The sequence below is a fragment of the Pedobacter sp. N36a genome (assembly GCF_014472395.1).
GTDB lineage: Bacteria > Bacteroidota > Bacteroidia > Sphingobacteriales > Sphingobacteriaceae > Pedobacter.
Genome location: NZ_JACSZW010000007.1, coordinates 76,980 through 94,938 on the forward strand (window position 1 = coordinate 76,980; position 17,959 = coordinate 94,938).

Sequence of the window (17,959 nt, forward strand, 5' to 3'; positions counted from 1 at the left end):
GCTCCAGAGCACAAAAAAATAAAGCCAGGGTTAAAGCGCTTTGTCCAGCCCCCTATCTTTTAGCAAGTATTTCATATTTGGTTCTTTACCTCTAAAGGCTTTATATAAATCCATTGGCTCTACAGTTCCGCCTTTTTCAAGTACGTTTTTACGGAAAGAATTGGCCACTTCCGGATTAAAGATGTTTCCGCTTTCTTTGAAGGCAGCGAAAGCATCGCTATCCAATACCGCCGACCAGATGTAGCTGTAATAGCCTGCTGAGTATCCAGAAGCAAAGATATGTTGGAAATAAGTACTGCGGTAGCGAGGTGCAATTTGCTTGATCAAGCCATATTTATTCATTTCTGAAGTTTCAAATTCCGTTGCATTTACTTCTTTTCCGGCAGGCACGGTATGGAATCCCATATCCAGCAAAGCAGCAGCAAGGTATTCTACGGTTTCGAAGCCCTGGTTAAATTTCGAAGCATTCTTCATGCGATCGATCAATTCCTGAGGAACAATTGCACCCGTTTTATAATGTTTAGCATAAAACTGAAGTACTTCCGGCTCAAAAGCAAAATGCTCCATCACCTGAGAAGGCAACTCTACAAAGTCGCGGGGAACAGATGTTCCAGCCAGACTTCTGTATTTCACATTCGACAATAAGCCATGCAATGCGTGTCCCATTTCATGGTAGAAAGTAGTCACCTCATCTGCTGTAAACAAAGCCGGTTCATCACCGTTAGGTCCTGAGAAATTACAAACGATAGAAACTACTGGCGCTACACGTTTGCCATTTTCATAAGATTGAGTCGCATAAGAAGTCATCCATGCACCGCCACGTTTAGAGCTGCGGGTAAAGAAATCCATGTAAATCACGCCGATATGGGTTCCATCAGCTTCTTTCACCTGATACGCAGAAACGTCTTTATGGTATACCGGAACTTCTGGAAGCAAGGTAAAAGTAATGCCATACAATTTGTTGACTACTTTAAAGAATCCTTCTCTTACATTGTCAATCTGGAAATATGGACGTAAGGCTTCTGCATCATAATTGTATCTTTCTTTACGCACTTTATCTGCATAATGTGCCCAATCCCAGGCTTCCAATTGCTCATTGCGACCTTCTTTGTCCATCATTTTCTGCATATCCACAGCTTCTTGTTTGGCAACTGGTAGAGCCGCATCCCAAAGACCATTTAACAAGTCGTAAGCTTCTTTAGGAGATTTTGCCATACTTTCTTCCAGTACAAAATCAGCGTGGCTGTTATAACCTAATAATGCGGCTTTTTCTGCACGCAGCGCCACAATACGGGAAATGATCTTTTTGTTGTCATGCTCATCATCATGATTGGCGCGGTTGATATAAGCATTGTACATTTTTTCGCGAAGGGCACGATTTTCCGAATACTGAAGAAAAGGCGTTACACTAGGTGTGTGCAGGGTAAATCTCCATTTTCCTTCTTTTCCTGCTTGCTTAGCGGAGGCCGCAGCAACAGCTTTTACCGATTCTGGCAAACCTGCAAGATCAGCCTGGTTGTCAATCAAAAGTTCGTAAGCATTCACTTCAGCCAGCAAATGCTGTCCGAAATTTAAGGTCAGTAAAGAAAACTCTTTATTGATCGCTCTCATTTGCTGCTGCTGTGCTTCATTTAAGTTGGCACCGCTTCTCACAAAAGCTTTATAAGTTTTCTCCAGCAAGCGCTGTTGTTCTGCACTCAGCTTTGAAGCAGTACGTTTATCATATACCGCTTTTACTCTTTTGAACAATTCCGCATTCAGGTAAATGTCGTCACTGTGTTTAGACAATTCCGGAGCCATCTGCTGCGCAATTTTCTCTAGCTCAGGCGAAGTATTTGCGGAACTCAGGTTAAAGAAAACTGTACTCACTTTCGACAATAATTTGCCGCTTTCTTCCAAAGCCACTACGGTATTCACAAAAGTTGGCACCGAGCGTTGTTTATAGATAGCGGCAACTACCTGCTGCTGCTGTTTCATTCCTTCCTGAAAGGCTGGAACAAAATGAGCATTGGTAATTTTATTAAATGGTGGCACCCCATAAGGAGTGTTATACGTTTCCATAAATGGATTTGTGCTTTGTCCTAATGCCATTTTATCGGTCACCAGGAGCATACCGCAAACTAAAAGCATAGAAGGGATTCCTTTTTTTAAGTTCATCTTTTTCATCAAAATTTATTCATCTACCACAAAACCCTGGCAATCCAGGTCCTCACAAAGATAATTTTAAAAAGACTGATGCCCTTCTTAAAATGTATCATTGTTGCAACAAAATAGTGATAAAAGTATTTAAAAATCGAATTTCACCCGCAAACCTGTTCCAATCAGGTATAGATTTTCCTGAGTAAACTCTTTAATTGGGAGTTTTAAAAATGGCTCTAAAGAAACTGATTTTCCGCGAGAGATGCGTTGCTTGTAGCCCAAAGAGAAGTTATAGAACCCAAGGTAAGGATCTGTTTTAAGCTCATCAGAAGACTGACGTTCTTCTGTAATCATAGTGTTCAGTACATTGGATTTAAAGGCAAATGTTCCTGCAGGATCAACCGGACTATCCTGAACCTGACTTTCCAAAAAGATGTTTTTTCTTTTCTGATTCAGGACCGCAAAAGCGGATATACCCACATTTGCATATAGACTTTTACTCAGGCGGTAGCTAATCTCCAAAGGAATATCTATTCCCTGCAGACTAGCGTCTACGGATTGCAGCTGTTTGCTATTGCTCGGAAATCCACCAGCAAAAGTACTTGGCATATTTTGCTCAGCTCCAGCAGAAGAGGCTGCATTTCTTGAGGCTCCCATCTCATTGTAGGAAATTCCTGAATTGATGGATACCTTTTTACTCAAAGCGTAGGCCATGCTAACTCCATACCCCATATTCAATTTCTTGCTGCTGCCAAAAGATGGAGCGACCATCACCCCCATCTCCCATTTGTCGTCTTGCATCGCTAATGCCCTTTGATTACCGGTATTTCTTCTTCCGCGGGCATTCCCATTTTTGGATTCCTGCGCTAAAAATTCTTCCAGACTTTGTTTTTGAACTACAATTGGAGCTTTCGGTAGGGCAGCTTCTGTGGTTTTATCTTTTACAAGCGCCATACTAGAATTGTTCAGTCCGGCAACCGCAGTGTTCAATGGCTGCTGGTCCATAGGAATTTTAGTACTGGCTACAGCTGCGTTTTCCTTTTTTAAACCCTTGTCTTCATTTATCCCCTTGCCCTGGCCAACATCGTTACCTTCGCTTGCATCCATGTCTTTCAGGGGCAGATTTTGTGGAACACTAGCAGATACATTTTGTTTCGAAGCCCTAGGATTGGAAAGCCCTATTTTTTCTTTTTCCTTTGCAAATTCACCTGACTTCAATCTTTCATCGAACCCCTTTTCCGTTAATTTTATATCTTGATTCGAGGTCTTATTTCCGGTCAATACTGACGGTTTAGGCCCTTCTTTTCTTTCATTTATTAAAAATATAGCAAAGCCGATCAGGATCAATGCGGCAGCACTGCTTAAACTTCCGAACCAGAAGAATACACCTCGTTTTTTGGCTGGCTTTTCAGAATTGAAATTTTCCCATGCTCCGGGAGCATAGTCTTCCTCATGAGCCATTAACTGCTCCTTAATGTGAGCGATCAGCTCATCATCAGGCAATTTCATATGTTCATTCGGTTTCATCCTTATATTTTTATTTAGGTCATTTTCCCCATTCATCCCCTATTATTCCTTTCGCGCGCGCCTTTTAATTGGGTTCAAAATCAGTAATTAATGATTTTGAATACAGTATTCTTAATTTGTTCTTTGCCCTGGTCAGGTACACCCGACTAGAACTTTCCGGTATTTTTAGTAGTTTCGAAATCTCCTCATGAGAAAAGCCCTCCAGTTCATACATATTGAAGATCAATTTATGCGTTTCCGGTAATTGATTCAATAGTTTCATAATGTCTTGCACATGGAGTTGAGAAATGGCATTTAATTCTGTGATTGGCTGTGGCGGCTCCTCCATATCGTCTACGTATAAAAAAGTCTTCTTACTGCGTAAAAAGTCGATCGCTGTACGGGAAGAAATCCTGGCGGCCCATCCTTTAAATGCTTTTTGTAATTGTTCCGGATCATTAGGCGCCCCAAACTGCCCTAATCCTTTAAATACCTTAATGAAGCAGTCGTTGATCAGCTCTTCCGCATCATGACGATCGTTGACATACCTTAAAATAACGCCCATTAAATACCCATAAAATGATTTATAAACCACCTCCTTGCATTTATTGTCATTTTTCAAACATCCAGCTAAAACGTCCTCAAACTTGAGCATTCTTTTCTAACACCATTAAGGATTTTTTTAATTTACATTGTACAGAAGAAAGGAAATTTATTAAAAACTTCCTTTCTTCCGGACATCTTCTAAAACAAGGTTTACCCTTAGAAAGGCTAATTTACGCATTTCCAAATTAACCGTTTTAGAAGCCGGCCCATAAATGGGCCAAAGTTCATGGTGTCTTATTTTGCAGCGTAAACTGCTGCTTTAAATTTCAAAGAATCTGTCTCAGCTTTGTCTTTAAATCCTTTTGCCCAAACGGTATAGAATTTACCTTTTTCCAGTTTCATTGCAGGAAGTGTTGCTTTAACGGCTTTAGTAGTATGGTCTTTTACTTCCAATGCTACACTTTCTCCTGGCGTTACATCAGTAAAAAGGCTATACTCTTTAAATGCTTTGTTGCTCGCGATATCTGTTGCTGAACCAGTAATGGCTAAATCTAAAGTTGGTGCATCTGGACTTAAGTTGATGAAACGAACTTTTGCATTGTCATTCGCTTTGATACTATCTAACTTGTCATTGATCGTTAGGAAAGATCTTTTACTTCCAGTATCCAATAAGAAAGTACTGTAGAACTGACCTGATTTATACAATTCATTTTTTGTCAGCAAGAAAGTTGTTTTTCCTCTTTCTGTGATGGCAATCGTACTCATACCTGGATACAATCCCAGGTACCCTAGTTTAAAGCCATATTTAAATGCACCGTCATTGTTTGCTCTTTGTCCGCCAACAATAAAATCTAGTTCTTTAGCATCCGGACCAGCATGAACAATGGTTAAAGCTGCAAGATCAATGGGCTCTCCGCCATCGAACTTTTTTGAGCAGGCTGAAAACACGACTGATACTGCAACTGCAGCAACAAAAGTCTTAGATATTGTTCTTAAATGGTTTGAAACTCTCATAATTATTTTTTTTGTGTGAATGGTTAATTATTGGCCTTTAGCCTTTTCCTTATAAAACGAAGGTCATTTTAAAAACGCTACAACCTCCATGAAAATAAAATAAAAAACCCCGCTGCATTGCTGCAGCGGGGTTCCATATTCTTTTAAAAAAGATTAAATCAGGTTTACACTTCTACTTACAAAAGCAGTCAATTCCGCACCTGTTAACATTCCTTGCGCTAATAAAGCAAGATCTACGGCTTGTTTAGCCAATAATCCTTGTTCCTCTTCATTGTCGGTCAAAAGAATCTTACCAATCAATTTATGGTTTCCATTGATGGCTACTTTATAGCTATCTGGCATGCTGCCGTACAAGCCCATTCCGCCACCCATTTGTGCCATTTCTTTCATGCGGCGCATAAACTCGTCCATGGTTACCGTTACTGGCAATTCTTCCGGGTTCAGGCCAACTACTTCTACCTGCATTCCTGGTTTAGTAATCGCTTTGGTAAAGATATCCGTGATCTTTTTCGATTGATCTTCTGTCAATACAGACTCGATCGCCTCGTCCTTTTCGATCAGTTTATCGGCAACACTAGAATCTACACGTTTCAATAACGTTTTCTCCAGTTTATTTTCCAGAAAGCTGATAAAGTGATTGTCAATTGCCGAGTTCATCAGCAGTACATCGTAATCTTTTTTATTGGCCGACTGGATAAAGGTATCCTGTTTAGAAGGATCCGTTGCATAGATATAAACTACCTGGCCATTTTTGTCGGTCTGGAAGTCTTTTACCTTATCATGGTATTCTCCTAAGGTGTAATTTTCGTTTTTAGTATTGGTTAGCAAGGCAAAATCCTTCGCTTTATCATAGAATTTCTCTTCGCTTACCAAGCCATATTTCACGAACAATCCAATATCACCCCATTTTTCTTCGTAACCTTTACGGTCTTTATTGAAAAGCTCCTGAAGTTTATCTGCTACCTTTTTCGTGATGTAGCTATTGATCTTTTTCACATTGCTGTCTGCCTGAAGGAAACTTCTGGAAACATTCAAAGGAATATCCGGTGAATCAATTACCCCATGTAACAACATTAGGAATTCAGGAACGATGTCTTTTACCTCATCGGTGATGAATACCTGACGTGAAAACAACTTGATCTTGTTGCGCTGCATGTCAAAATCATTCTTCACTTTCGGGAAGTACAATACGCCTGTTAAGTTGAAAGGATAATCTACATTCAGGTGAATCCAGAACAAAGGATCTTCTGCATAAGGATACAATTGCTTGTAAAATGCAAGGTACTCCTCATCTGACAAATCTGCAGGTGCCTTAGTCCAGATAGGATTGGTGGTATTGATGATATTATCTACCTCAACAGCCACTGTTTTTGGTTTTCCTTCTTCATCTTCTCCATCAGCAACATGTTCCGTTCTTGTACCAAATTTAATTGGTACCGGTAAGAACTTACCATATTTCTCCAGAATCTCTTCCAGTTTGTTTTTGCTCAAAAACTCTTCAGATTCAGCATTGATGTGCAGGGTAATTTCTGTTCCACGAGTGGTTCTGTTACCTGCAGAAATCTCAAAAGAAGTACTGCCATCACATACCCAGCGTGCTGGTTCTGCACCATCCTGGTAAGAAAGGGTTTGAATTTCTACTAAATCCGACACCATAAAGGCCGAATAAAAGCCCAAACCGAATTTACCTATGATTTCATTCGCGTCTTTCGCGTCTTTAAACTTCTCTACAAACTCACTTGCGCCGGAGAAAGCCACCTGATTGATGTATTTCTTGATCTCCTCAGCAGTCATACCTAAACCATTATCTGTAATGGTAATGGTTTTTTTATCTGCATCAACCGCTACTTCTACCAATGGGTTACCCAGCTCTCCGTTGTATTGTCCTAATGCAGCAAGACGTTTAATCTTTTGTACCGCATCTACTGCATTGGATACCAGCTCGCGCAGGAATATCTCATTGTCTGAATACAGGAATTTTTTGATGATCGGGAAAATATTCTCCGTGTGAATGGAAATGGTTCCTTTTTCTTCTATGCTCATATATTAACTCATTTTTAAGTACATAGCCAACCTATCAATGGCTATTCCAATTCGAAAATCTTGTCAAATTGACAGTAAAAACTGGCCAGATATTGCCAAATCATTCTCCCAAATTTATGTATACTTGAATATCTTATCTATATCATCTCGTCTCATGACTAATGCCGACCTTTACGAAACCTTGAAAGAGGAGGGGACCCTGTCACCCGAATCTTATGAAAAGCTATGTGAAAAACAGGGAAACACCTTGTTTTCCTTACACTGGGAATTAAAGACACTCCTATACCTTGGCGTGATGATGCTCAGCACCGGATTAGGCGTGCTGATTTATAAAAACATAGATACAATCGGCCACCAGGGCATATTGGCCCTCATCGCAGCCATTAGCGGTGGCTGCTTTTACTATTGCTTTAAACATAAGAAACCCTTCAGCAAAGAATTGGTAAAGGCTCCTAATGCGATGTTCGACTACCTGCTGCTACTGGCCTCCCTAAGTTTCCTGACTTTTACCGGTTACCTACAATTTCAATATCAGGTTTTTGGAACCAATTATGGCCTGGCCACCTTTATTCCAATGGTGGTTTTATTTTATGTGGCTTATGAATTCGACCATTTAGGAATTCTCAGTATGGCGATCGCCAACCTCGCCGTTTGGATGGGGGTATCGGTAACCCCAAGCCGCTTACTTTCCAATGGAAATTTCGACAACCAGACGGTCATTTATACTTACCTGGGCTTAGGATTCATCCTACTCCTTGCAGGTTTCCTAACCGATCGATACGATTTTAAAAAGCATTTCCGATTCAGCTACCTTCATTTTGGCACCCACATCAGCTTCATCGCTTTGCTGTTTGGATATTTTAATGCGTATGAATCGAAACTGGCCGTTTTATGGTTATTGGTCTTATTTGCCCTTGCCTTCTATCTATACCTGGATGCTTTGCGCCATCAATCTTTTTACTTTGTGCTACTGGTAATCCTTTATAGTTATCTCGCGGTCAGCATTCTTGTTTTCCGGATGCTGGATGGGATAAACAATATGGGCGGACTCTACCTGCTCTGCTTCTACTTTATCATTTCTGCCACCGTATTAATCCTGCGCATTGTCCGTTTAAACAAACAAATGAAAGCCTCATGATCATTTACAATATTACCTGGTTAAAAAATCTGATCATTCAGGATCAAATGAAAAAAGTGCAGCATGATCTGCAGCCTGGTGAATTACTAGACATCCTGGAAAAACATCCAGTGCCTTTTCATAGTTCTAATCTGTTTATGCGGATCGGATTATTTGTGGTCACTAGTATTCTGACTTCTTTTGCCTTTGGCTTTGTGAGTCTGATACTGAGCAATAACCAGTTACTAGAATCCCCCGCTTATTATATTTTTCTTGGCTTGATCAGCTATACTGCACTGGAAATTGCGGTAAGGGAATACCATCATTATAAATCAGGTGTGGACGACGCACTGCTATGGACAGCCGGATCCTTACTGATCATGGCTCCTTATGTTTACATCGACATGAAGTACAACCTGAACAACCTGACCAGTGGATTACTGATCTCTGGAATGATCAGCGTGTTGGGCACTTACTTTACACTCCGATTTGTGGATATGCTCATGGCCTTGCTTACTTTCTGCGCATTCATCGCTTTTGTCTTTTTTGCCTGGTACGAATATGGCTTTCTACCTTTTGCAACCATGCCCTTCCTGATGATGATTGTATCAGCGACGGTCTATTTTCTAGCACGCGATCTTTTTAAAAAGCATTGGATCTATAAAGATTGCCTCCGCATCATCCAATTGGCAAGTTCATTAATCACCTATGCCGCCGGAAATTATTTTGTAGTCAGAGAGCTGGGCAGCATAATGAATGACATCAGCCTGTCTCCAAATCAAGGCATTCCTTTTGGCTGGTTTTTCTGGCTCTGGACCTTTGGAGTTCCATTAGTATATATCGGAATGGGCTTAAAGCAAAAAGAAGTGATCCTGCTGCGATCAGGCCTGATTCTCGTCGCAATGGCTGCTTTTACCTTTAGAAATTACTACCATATCCTACCTATTGAAATGGTACTGGTCATTGTTGGAGCTTTACTGCTGGGGCTTTCTTATGGAATCATGCGATACCTGAAAACTCCGAAACATGGCTTTACAGCAGAAGAATTGGAAGGAGATCAGGTATTAGACCAGCTCAAAGTAGAGTCGCTGGTGGTAAGCGGTACTTTTGGAACAGGAACGACAAGCCCAGAAGGCACCAGAATGGGTGGCGGCAATTTTGGCGGAGGAGGAGCATCAGGAAATTTTTAGAAAATTATTTAGAATAATTATAAATAGTTCGTTTCTTTGTGAAAAAAGAACTCCCATGAAATTCATCATCAAGACCTTATCTATTCTATCTCTTACGCTTTGTACAGGGCAGGCCATATTTGCACAAACTGCTAAAACGGAAAAAAATCTGGATGCAAAATCTAAAACCACCTTTTACAGCCTGGCGGAAGGAAAGCCAGTAAAAGAAGGCGAGAACTGGGATCTTGCCTTCAATAACACGACCATCAAACTCAACAGCAAACATAAAGTTGCCGGTCAGATATTAAGCAATACCAGCTTTGATAAAGTAGTCAAAGCACCAGAAACGGGCTATAAAGAAGATACGCAAAGTACAAGTGTGATCCCTACCGGATCAGGAAAAGGCTGGTATAACTATGACATGGCCAGCCATGCTTTAACCCCAATTGAAGGTAAAATCATTTTGATCCGCAATGCTGCCGGTAAACACTATAAGCTGGAAGTATTGAGTTACTATTATGACGAGCAGGACTACAACGAAACTGGTTTTTACACCTTCAAGTATAGGGCATTGAAATAGGGGCTGCGGGGATTCTGATCTCAATTCATAAAACATCAACCGATAAAATAAGCGTCTTATCAAAGGCTAAGTCGCTTATTCCGACACAGAAATGACCGGAATGCTACATAAATATTATCCCGCTGAAGGTGATTTCTTCCGTATCTTTGTGCCCTGATGGAATACAATGTTCACACCCTGCCAAACGGCATACGATTACTTCATGTCCCTTCTCCTTCTGCAATTTCTCATGCCTGCATTATTGTAAATAGTGGGTCTAGAGATGAGCAGGAAGAAAAATCTGGTCTGGCTCATTTTATTGAGCACTTAATCTTTAAGCGCACAGAGAAAAGAAATACGAACCAGATCTTAAACCGACTGGAAAGTGTGGGTGCAGATCTCAATGCCTACACTACCAAAGAATATACTTGTGTTCATGCTTCTTTTTTGAACCCTTATCTGGACAGAACCTTAGAGCTTTTCCATGATATAGTATTCCATTCTACCTTCCCGGAAGATGAAATGGACAAAGAAAAAAGTGTGATTCTGGATGAAATTACCTCCTACCTGGATCAGCCGGAAGAAGCGATTTACGATGATTTCGAAGACCTTGTTTTTGCGGGTCATCCACTGGGTAGAAATATCCTAGGCAGCCCTGAAACGGTGAATAACATCAGCCAGGCAGACATCCATCAGTTCATCAAAGAAAACTACCATACCGACAAGATTATTGTTGCGGTTTTAGGAAACTACAGTCTGAATAAACTGATCAAAACCGCTGATAAATATTATTCGGAGATTCCAGAAAACTCACACAAAGATACCAGAACAGCACCAGAAAAAGCTCCTTTGGCGAAGGTGATCCTGGAGAAACCGATCAGCCAGGCTCATGTCATGCTGGGCGCGCAGGCCTATTCTTTGCACCATCCTTATAAAACCGGCTTATTGTTACTGAACAATATTGTTGGCGGCACAGGAATGAGTTCTATTTTAAACTTACAGATCCGCGAGAAATACGGTATTGCATACACCATTGAAACTGGTTATAGTCCGCTGAGTGATACTGGCATCTTTACCTTGTATTTCGGTACAGATAAAGAAAAAGTGGACCGTGCCTTATCGCTGATCTTTAAAGAATTTAAAAAGCTAAAGGACCAGCCATTAACGGAAGTACAGCTTCAAAAGGCAAAGAATAGATTTATCGGACAAATTGCTTTAGGTGAAGAAAATAGAATCGGACTGATCATATCTATGGCTAAAAGCCTGATCGACTACAATCACATTGAGGATTTACAGGCGGTATTTAGTAGGATTCAATCCGTTACTACTACTGATATGGCCAATATTACCAATGAAATCTTAGATGAAAGTAATCTTAGCGCCTTAACCTTTTACCCTTTAGCGTAATATTTGTATTTTTGCATTATGAAATTACCCATTGTAGCATACGGCGATCCGGTACTTAAAAAAGTTTGCGCTCCTATAGACGAGACTTATCCGGATTTAAAACAATTGATCAGCAACATGTTTGACACCATGTATAATGCTCATGGAATTGGTTTAGCTGCCCCTCAGATTGGCTTACCGATCAGGTTATTTATTGTAGATACGGGAGTGGATGAAGAGGAGAAGCAAGGCTTCAAAAGTGCTTTCATCAATGCAGAGATCCTGGAAGAAACAGGCGAGCCCTGGGCTTTCAACGAAGGCTGCTTGAGTATTCCTGACATCAGAGAAGATGTAATGCGAAAGCCTAACATCCGCATCAGATACTATGATGAGAACTGGGATTTACAAGAAAAAGAACTTAATGGCATCCTAGCCCGTGTGATTCAACATGAATATGACCACATTGAAGGCAAGCTGTTTACAGAAACTTTAAGTTTATTGCGTAAGAGAATGCTGAAAAGCAAGCTGGATGCGATCTCTAAAGGGAATGTAAGAGTAGATTATAAAATGCGTTTCCCGCAGCAGAGCAGAAGGCGTTAATTCCCTTCGCTCCTGCTTTTATCACCTTTGAATATGGATTGCATCAACTTACCCCATGCGAATGGGTTTAAAAGCGGGTTGGTTTGCACCATATTCTTGTTTACAGACCTATCGTGATTCAACCTGAAGTTGATTCCGGAAATCTCTCCGGCATCTCTCGGCAGCGTCTGCATCATTCCACTGATACTTTCTGGTGAAAGATTCCTGATGGCGATTGCAAAATCATCATCAGCAATCTTCATGGCCATAAAATCTCTGGTGAAATCCTCTACTGTTGCCCATGGGTAAACCCGAACGGTTGGCAGATTGACGATCTCAGACTTTAGTTTTACCATCGCTGTATATTTACTGTCGTCAATTTGTGTAGGAATCGCCTGCAGCAAATCCCTGTACCCTACGGCAGTATATAGAATGGTATCACCGGGATGTGCGATAAAAGAGAAATAACCCTTATAATTCGCTGCATACCGCTGGCCTTTATTAGTTAAATTGGTCACCGTCACATAAGGCACCACTGTATTACTGTCTACATCGGTAATAATCCCGCTAAACTGAATCAACTTTTTACTAGGACCGTCCTGTGCAAAGGCCGTACCCATAAAAAGAAGTAATAATAAGGTGAGTGAATACTTCATATACAAAAATAGCGGTATTAATTAAGACGGCTAGTTAAATAGTGTTAAAACGATTATACTGGCTCTGCAAGGTTAATAGCCACAACAGAAGTGATTTGCGGCACAGCTTTCATAATGGCTTGTTCAATACCCGCTTTCATGGTCATGAAGCTCATTTTGCAAGATCCACAGTTACCTAATAATTTCAATTTAACTACATTTTCCGCCGTAATCTCTTCTATAGCCACGTCCCCACCATCAGCGATTAAATATGGTCTGATCGTGTCTAGTGCCTGCTCTACTTGTTGTGTTAAATCCATTTTATCAATTTTTTAAAATATAAAAATAGTAATTTTTTAGCAATTAACCGTCAGCGCATTGTTAATTGCGACCTGTTGTGCCACCTTTCCTGCAATTTCTGCAAACACAGCTGACATTTTACTGGACAGGTCCAGTGCAATCGGAGCACCATGATCACCAGCAGCTGTAATGCCCTGAACGATTGGTATTTCGCCTAAGAATGGCACCTCGAATGATTTTGCCAGCTCCTTACCACCATCTTTACCGAAGATATAGTATTTGTTATCTGGTAATTCTTCTGGCGTAAAGTAAGCCATATTTTCGATCACACCTAACACCGGGATGTTAATACTTGGCATTTTGAACATCGCCAGTCCTTTTCTTGTGTCTGCAAGGGCTACCTGCTGAGGAGTGGTCACAATCACCGCACCTGCAATCGGGAAGCTTTGAGTAATGGTAATGTGAATATCGCCTGTTCCCGGAGGAAGGTCAACAATCAGGTAATCCAGTTCCCCCCAATCTGCATCATTGAACAGTTGCTTGATCGCATTCGAAGCCATTGGACCTCTCCATGGTACGGGCTGATCTGGATCTGCAAAAAATCCCAGTGACAATAGCTTGATACCATATTTCTCAATAGGAAGAATCAGTGTTTTTCCGTCTTCAGTTTCTCTGGCGCTAGGTTTTGCACCCACCAGGTCGAACATGGTTGGAACTGAAGGGCCGTAAATATCGGCATCAATCAATCCTACTTTTGCACCATCAGCAGCCAAAGCCACCGCAAGGTTACTCGCAACCGTAGATTTCCCAACTCCACCTTTTCCGGAAGAAACCAGCAAAATATTACGGATCGCTTTCAGCTGAGTTGTATCCATAGGCTTGGTTACCCTCGATGTGATGTTGATTTCTACTTCTGCTTCCTGGCTTACAAAATGTTTCACCGCATTTAAACACGCATTTTTCAGCATATCTTTCATCGGACACGCAGGAGTAGTTAACTCCAACGTGAAACTTACCTTCTTATTTTCTATTTTCAAATCTTTGATCATGTTCAAAGTCACCAGATCTTTTTTAAGATCAGGGTCTTCAACATTTCTCAGAGCGGCTAGAACTTGTTCTGGACTAATCATCATTAGCCAAAATTAACAAAAGACGGCCACAATTAATTGACTTTAGGCTTTTTAAGTGTAATTTTAACACGAAATAAACATTTGCGTTTAACGTTTAGCAATTATACCTACTTTACCGTATGCAACTTCCCAAAATTAACATCCCAAAAAAATATATAAAAATAGCGGCCTGGGTGTTTGGAGTTTTTCTTGTGACCTCAGTTATTGTAGGCGGTATTGCCTATAGTAAAAGGGAAGCATTGTTACAAAAAATGATGGCGAAAGCCGTTGCTAAAGCCAACAAAGACTACGGCCTGGACCTTAAAATAGGGAGCTATGGTTTCAGTGGATTGAGTACAATACACCTAACCAATATCTCTGTCGTGCCGAAAGAACGCGATACACTAGCCACAATTGATGATTTTACGGTTGGCGTAAAGCTCTTCCCCCTGCTCTTCGGAAATGTAAAGCTATCAGAGATGATCCTGAATAAAGGGAACCTGAACGTGGTGTTTAAAGATTCCCTGAGCAATCTTGATTTCCTGCTGAAACGTAAAAAGAAAGACTCGGTGAGCACAAAAAAATCTGATCTTGCCGACCTTGCCCATAATTTATTAAACCAGGTTTTATACAAAATTCCTGACCACATGGAGCTGAAAGACCTGATGCTCCGAATCAATGATAATGATACTGCAAAGCTTACCTTTTTAACGACTACAGCCACCATAAATGATGGGGAGTTATTGTCTACGATTAAAGTGAACGGTAATTATGCCACCTGGCATGTGAACGGCTCCGTGTATCCAGGGAAAAAACAGCTGGATATGATGCTCTTTGCTGACAACAAAAAAGTAGATTTTCCTTACCTTGAAAACAGGTTCAAAACGAAGTTCAGCTTTGACACTGTAAGAACGGAACTGAAAAGTGCGGACTATAGTGGTGATGACTTCAAAATTAAAGGCTCATGGGCTGTGAAAAATCTACTGCTGAACCATCCAAAGGTTGCTTCAAATGATATTGTGATTGCCGATGCTAAGATTGATGCCGATATGCGCATCGGTCCGAATTACATCGCAGTGGACAGCTCATCAACGGTCTACCTTAAAAATGCAATCGTTCACCCCTACCTGAAATATACACTATCACCGAATAAAATATATGAAGTGAAAATCCAGGCGCCGGAACAGGACGCGCAGCAAGTGCTGAATGCTTTCCCACAAGGATTGTTCGAATCATTAGACGGTCTGCAGGTAAGTGGTAAGGTGAAATATGCGCTGAACTTTTACCTGGATAGCTCCATACCAGACAGTGTGAAATTTGATTCCGGTTTAACCCCAGTCAATTTTAAGATCCTGAAATGGGGGAAAACAAACCTGCAAAAGATCAACAGCGACTTTATCTATACGCCATACGAGCGTGGAAAGCCAATGCGCGACATTATGATCGGCCCTTCAAACCCGAATTTTACACCGCTTTCGCAAGTATCCAGCAATTTCAAAAATGCGATCCTGACTTCAGAAGACCCTTCGTTCTTTACCCATAAGGGGTTTGTACAGGAGTCTTTCCGCAAGTCCTTAGCCGTGAATTTTAAAGAGAAAAAGTTTGTCAGAGGTGGCAGTACGATCTCGATGCAATTGGTGAAAAATATCTTCCTCAGCAGACAAAAAACACTGGCCAGAAAAGCAGAAGAAGTGCTCATCGTATGGCTGATTGAAAATAACCGTCTCATCAGTAAAAACAGGATGCTGGAAGTCTATTTCAACATCATAGAAATGGGACAAAATGTATACGGTATCGGTGAAGCCACCCGCTATTACTTCGGAAAACGACCTTCCGACCTGAATATCGGAGAAGGGATATTCCTCGCCAATATCGTTCCGCGTCCAAAGATTGCCCTGTTTAAATTTAAACCAGACGGCGGACTGAAAGATTACCTGCATCCGTACTTTAAATATATTGGCAATATCATGGCCAATCGGGGCTTAACGCCAAGAGATAGCAGTGCCTACGGCTTCTACAATGTGCAGTTAAGACCTGCATTGAGACAATATTTATTACCGGATACCACCGCTGTAGACACTTCGGCATTCGATAATGATGACCCTCTTCCAGCCATAGAAACTCATGATGAGTCTAAAAGTTTATTCGACCGAATCTTTGGCGGCAACAAAAAAGACACGACCTCCCGTCCAGCCATTAAACCTGATAGCCTGCAGAAAACTAGAAAACAGTTGAGACAGGAAAAAAGAGAGCAAAAACGGAAAGAACAAGAATTAGAAAAACAAATGGAGCAGTCCAAAGGAAACGGTTAATGCTCCAAAAAATAAGATATGAATACGATTAAAGTACTAGATAAGGACTTCGATATCCTTCTCGAAAATGACAACATTATGAAACGTACCCGATTAATCGGGATACAGATGAATGTTGATTATGAAAACCGTAATCCCCTTTTTATTGGGGTGCTGAACGGTAGCTTTTTGTTTATGGCTGACCTAGTGAAAGAGATCACCGTTCCCTGTGAAATGACTTTTATTCGTGTTTCTTCCTATAAGGATACCCAAAGTACTGGAGAGATCAAAGAGATTTTCGGCCTACCGGAGAACCTGGAAAATCGCGATATTATTATCGTAGAAGACATTGTAGATACCGGTTTTACTTTGAGCCATATCCTCAAAGAGATCTATAAACAAACACCGGCTTCCGTTAGCGTATGCTCCCTATTGCTCAAACCAGATGCCTTAAAAGTACAGATAGATGAGCTGGAATATGTCGGATTTGAGATTGCAAATGACTTCGTTGTTGGTTATGGTCTGGATTATAATGGCTACGGCAGAAACCTTAACCACATCTATACGGTTAAAACTGTTGCCAACCCTTTACCTTAATGTTATATTTTTTTATCACTTTTGCAGAAACTAATACTCCCCATCATCAATGACCATACATAAAGAAGGTTACACTACCATTGCCGTATCATTGCTGTTCATCTTTGTATTGAACGCATTCATCGATTATAAATTTGCAGATATTACCTGGTTAACCTGGTTCGTATACATATTATCATTTGCCCTGTTCGTTACTGTATTGCAATTTTTCAGGAACCCTAGCAGACAGTTCATTACTGCCGACAATAAAGTAATCTGCCCTGCAGATGGTAAAGTGGTGGTTATTGAAGAAACTGAAGAAGGTGAATATTTTAAAGATAAAAGAATTCAGGTGTCCATATTTATGTCGCCAGTGAATGTACACATCAATAGAAACCCGATTTCTGGTGTGGTGAAGTTTTTCAAATATCACCCAGGTAAATACCTGGCCGCATGGAACCCGAAGTCTTCTACAGAAAACGAACGTACAACAGTGGTAGTAGAACATGCGAATGGAACTCCAGTATTGTTCAGACAGATTGCTGGTGCCCTTGCCAGACGTATCGTATGGTACGTGAAAGAAGGTGATCAGGTGAAACAATCGGAAGAATTTGGATTTATCAAATTTGGTTCCAGAGTAGATATATTTTTACCCCTTGGCACGAAGGTTAACCTTCAGCTGGATCAGGTGGTAAAAGGTGGAATTACGGTGTTAGCGGAATTGAGCTAGATCGTTTCCTAAGCGATTATTTAAACGGCGTTCTGTAATAGGACGCCGTTTTTTGTTGCTGTTATTTGGAGTAATTAAGGGCAGGTCTAAAAATCGGCCACCACTCTTCAGCGGCTGAAAGCTTTGCGTTGAAAGACGCAAAACCTTCTATGCCTTTTCAGAGGATACCCGATTTTTTTGACTAATGAAGGTTCTGTTAAATGGCATGAAACGGAAATAATTCGTTTGTTTCAAACGCAGATCGCATTTGTTAATGTTTA

16 protein-coding genes are annotated in these 17,959 nt (G+C 40.8%); 8 read left to right on the top strand and 8 right to left on the bottom strand.

Annotation, left to right across the window (positions count from 1 at the left end; translation table 11 throughout):
- Positions 1–30: 30 nt before the first annotated feature.
- The 5 genes from H9X96_RS14930 to htpG form a co-directional block, all read right to left on the bottom strand.
- Positions 31–2,166: a M3 family metallopeptidase gene (locus tag H9X96_RS14930; protein ID WP_187667067.1), complete on the bottom strand. Its 2,136-nt coding sequence runs from the start codon at positions 2,164–2,166 to the stop codon at positions 31–33.
- Positions 2,167–2,286: 120 nt separating this feature from the next.
- Positions 2,287–3,666: a hypothetical protein gene (locus H9X96_RS14935; RefSeq protein WP_187667068.1), complete on the bottom strand. Its 1,380-nt coding sequence runs from the start codon at positions 3,664–3,666 to the stop codon at positions 2,287–2,289.
- A 64-nt stretch (positions 3,667–3,730) separates the two neighbouring features.
- Positions 3,731–4,300, bottom strand: a complete 570-nt coding sequence (locus H9X96_RS14940; RefSeq protein ID WP_187667069.1) for an RNA polymerase sigma factor — start codon at positions 4,298–4,300, stop codon at positions 3,731–3,733.
- Positions 4,301–4,485: 185 nt separating this feature from the next.
- Positions 4,486–5,205 carry a DUF4397 domain-containing protein gene (locus H9X96_RS14945; RefSeq protein WP_187667070.1) on the bottom strand — a complete coding sequence of 240 codons (720 nt, stop codon included), beginning with the start codon at positions 5,203–5,205 and terminating at the stop codon, positions 4,486–4,488.
- A 153-nt stretch (positions 5,206–5,358) separates the two neighbouring features.
- Positions 5,359–7,248 carry a molecular chaperone HtpG gene (gene htpG, locus H9X96_RS14950; RefSeq protein WP_222943914.1) on the bottom strand — a complete coding sequence of 630 codons (1,890 nt, stop codon included), beginning with the start codon at positions 7,246–7,248 and terminating at the stop codon, positions 5,359–5,361.
- A 154-nt stretch (positions 7,249–7,402) separates the two neighbouring features.
- Here htpG and H9X96_RS14955 point away from each other — a divergent pair, with 154 nt between their 5' ends.
- The 5 genes from H9X96_RS14955 to def all read left to right on the top strand — a co-directional run bounded on the left by H9X96_RS14955 (position 7,403) and on the right by def (position 12,079).
- Positions 7,403–8,386 (top strand): DUF2157 domain-containing protein, encoded by a 984-nt coding sequence (locus H9X96_RS14955; RefSeq protein ID WP_187667071.1) that lies wholly within the window; start codon positions 7,403–7,405, stop codon positions 8,384–8,386.
- Positions 8,383–9,555, top strand: coding sequence for a hypothetical protein (locus tag H9X96_RS14960; protein WP_187667072.1), 1,173 nt, complete (start codon positions 8,383–8,385; stop codon positions 9,553–9,555). The genes H9X96_RS14955 and H9X96_RS14960 overlap by 4 nt, the downstream gene beginning before the upstream one ends.
- A gap of 55 nt (positions 9,556–9,610) precedes the next feature.
- Complete coding sequence (locus H9X96_RS14965; RefSeq protein WP_187667073.1) at positions 9,611–10,114, top strand: HmuY family protein; 504 nt, start codon at positions 9,611–9,613, stop codon at positions 10,112–10,114.
- Between the two features lie 156 nt (positions 10,115–10,270).
- Positions 10,271–11,500, top strand: coding sequence for a pitrilysin family protein (locus H9X96_RS14970; protein WP_187667074.1), 1,230 nt, complete (start codon positions 10,271–10,273; stop codon positions 11,498–11,500).
- A gap of 18 nt (positions 11,501–11,518) precedes the next feature.
- On the top strand, positions 11,519–12,079 hold the full coding sequence (def, locus tag H9X96_RS14975) for a peptide deformylase (protein ID WP_062546315.1): 561 nt from the start codon (positions 11,519–11,521) through the stop codon (positions 12,077–12,079).
- Here def and H9X96_RS14980 read toward each other — a convergent pair.
- From H9X96_RS14980 to H9X96_RS14990, 3 genes are read right to left on the bottom strand one after another with little or no spacing between them, the layout of a single operon-like run.
- Positions 12,076–12,714 carry a hypothetical protein gene (locus tag H9X96_RS14980; RefSeq protein WP_187667075.1) on the bottom strand — a complete coding sequence of 213 codons (639 nt, stop codon included), beginning with the start codon at positions 12,712–12,714 and terminating at the stop codon, positions 12,076–12,078. The two genes, def and H9X96_RS14980, sit on opposite strands and share 4 nt — an antisense overlap.
- 53 nt (positions 12,715–12,767) lie before the next feature.
- On the bottom strand, positions 12,768–13,013 hold the full coding sequence (locus tag H9X96_RS14985) for a NifU family protein (protein ID WP_187667076.1): 246 nt from the start codon (positions 13,011–13,013) through the stop codon (positions 12,768–12,770).
- A gap of 36 nt (positions 13,014–13,049) precedes the next feature.
- The gene (locus H9X96_RS14990; RefSeq protein ID WP_187667270.1) at positions 13,050–14,123 is read right to left on the bottom strand and encodes an Mrp/NBP35 family ATP-binding protein; all 1,074 of its coding nucleotides are present in this window, start codon (positions 14,121–14,123) and stop codon (positions 13,050–13,052) included.
- Positions 14,124–14,242: 119 nt separating this feature from the next.
- Here H9X96_RS14990 and H9X96_RS14995 point away from each other — a divergent pair, with 119 nt between their 5' ends.
- Genes H9X96_RS14995 through H9X96_RS15005 form a run of 3 tightly spaced genes read left to right on the top strand, consistent with a single transcriptional unit; the run spans position 14,243 to position 17,699 of the window.
- On the top strand, positions 14,243–16,414 hold the full coding sequence (locus tag H9X96_RS14995; RefSeq protein ID WP_187667077.1) for a transglycosylase domain-containing protein: 2,172 nt from the start codon (positions 14,243–14,245) through the stop codon (positions 16,412–16,414).
- 18 nt (positions 16,415–16,432) lie between these two features.
- Positions 16,433–16,990 carry a hypoxanthine phosphoribosyltransferase gene (gene hpt / locus H9X96_RS15000; RefSeq protein ID WP_187667078.1) on the top strand — a complete coding sequence of 186 codons (558 nt, stop codon included), beginning with the start codon at positions 16,433–16,435 and terminating at the stop codon, positions 16,988–16,990.
- Positions 16,991–17,039: 49 nt separating this feature from the next.
- Entirely contained in the window at positions 17,040–17,699 is a 660-nt protein-coding gene (locus tag H9X96_RS15005; RefSeq protein ID WP_187667079.1) for a phosphatidylserine decarboxylase family protein, read from the top strand.
- The last annotated feature ends 260 nt before the right edge of the window (positions 17,700–17,959 follow it).

Excerpts from the sequence above, each read along its gene's own strand:
- H9X96_RS14930 (WP_187667067.1), bottom strand. The coding sequence starts at position 2,166 with ATGAAAAAGATGAACTTAAAAAAAGGAATCCCTTCTATGCTTTTAGTT.
- H9X96_RS14935 (WP_187667068.1), bottom strand. The coding sequence starts at position 3,666 with ATGAAACCGAATGAACATATGAAATTGCCTGATGATGAGCTGATCGCT.
- H9X96_RS14940 (WP_187667069.1), bottom strand. The coding sequence starts at position 4,300 with ATGCTCAAGTTTGAGGACGTTTTAGCTGGATGTTTGAAAAATGACAAT.
- H9X96_RS14945 (WP_187667070.1), bottom strand. The coding sequence starts at position 5,205 with ATGAGAGTTTCAAACCATTTAAGAACAATATCTAAGACTTTTGTTGCT.
- htpG (WP_222943914.1), bottom strand. The coding sequence starts at position 7,248 with ATGAGCATAGAAGAAAAAGGAACCATTTCCATTCACACGGAGAATATT.
- H9X96_RS14955 (WP_187667071.1), top strand. The coding sequence starts at position 7,403 with ATGACTAATGCCGACCTTTACGAAACCTTGAAAGAGGAGGGGACCCTG.
- H9X96_RS14960 (WP_187667072.1), top strand. The coding sequence starts at position 8,383 with ATGATCATTTACAATATTACCTGGTTAAAAAATCTGATCATTCAGGAT.
- H9X96_RS14965 (WP_187667073.1), top strand. The coding sequence starts at position 9,611 with ATGAAATTCATCATCAAGACCTTATCTATTCTATCTCTTACGCTTTGT.
- H9X96_RS14970 (WP_187667074.1), top strand. The coding sequence starts at position 10,271 with ATGGAATACAATGTTCACACCCTGCCAAACGGCATACGATTACTTCAT.
- def (WP_062546315.1), top strand. The coding sequence starts at position 11,519 with ATGAAATTACCCATTGTAGCATACGGCGATCCGGTACTTAAAAAAGTT.
- H9X96_RS14980 (WP_187667075.1), bottom strand. The coding sequence starts at position 12,714 with ATGAAGTATTCACTCACCTTATTATTACTTCTTTTTATGGGTACGGCC.
- H9X96_RS14985 (WP_187667076.1), bottom strand. The coding sequence starts at position 13,013 with ATGGATTTAACACAACAAGTAGAGCAGGCACTAGACACGATCAGACCA.
- H9X96_RS14990 (WP_187667270.1), bottom strand. The coding sequence starts at position 14,123 with ATGATTAGTCCAGAACAAGTTCTAGCCGCTCTGAGAAATGTTGAAGAC.
- H9X96_RS14995 (WP_187667077.1), top strand. The coding sequence starts at position 14,243 with ATGCAACTTCCCAAAATTAACATCCCAAAAAAATATATAAAAATAGCG.
- hpt (WP_187667078.1), top strand. The coding sequence starts at position 16,433 with ATGAATACGATTAAAGTACTAGATAAGGACTTCGATATCCTTCTCGAA.
- H9X96_RS15005 (WP_187667079.1), top strand. The coding sequence starts at position 17,040 with ATGACCATACATAAAGAAGGTTACACTACCATTGCCGTATCATTGCTG.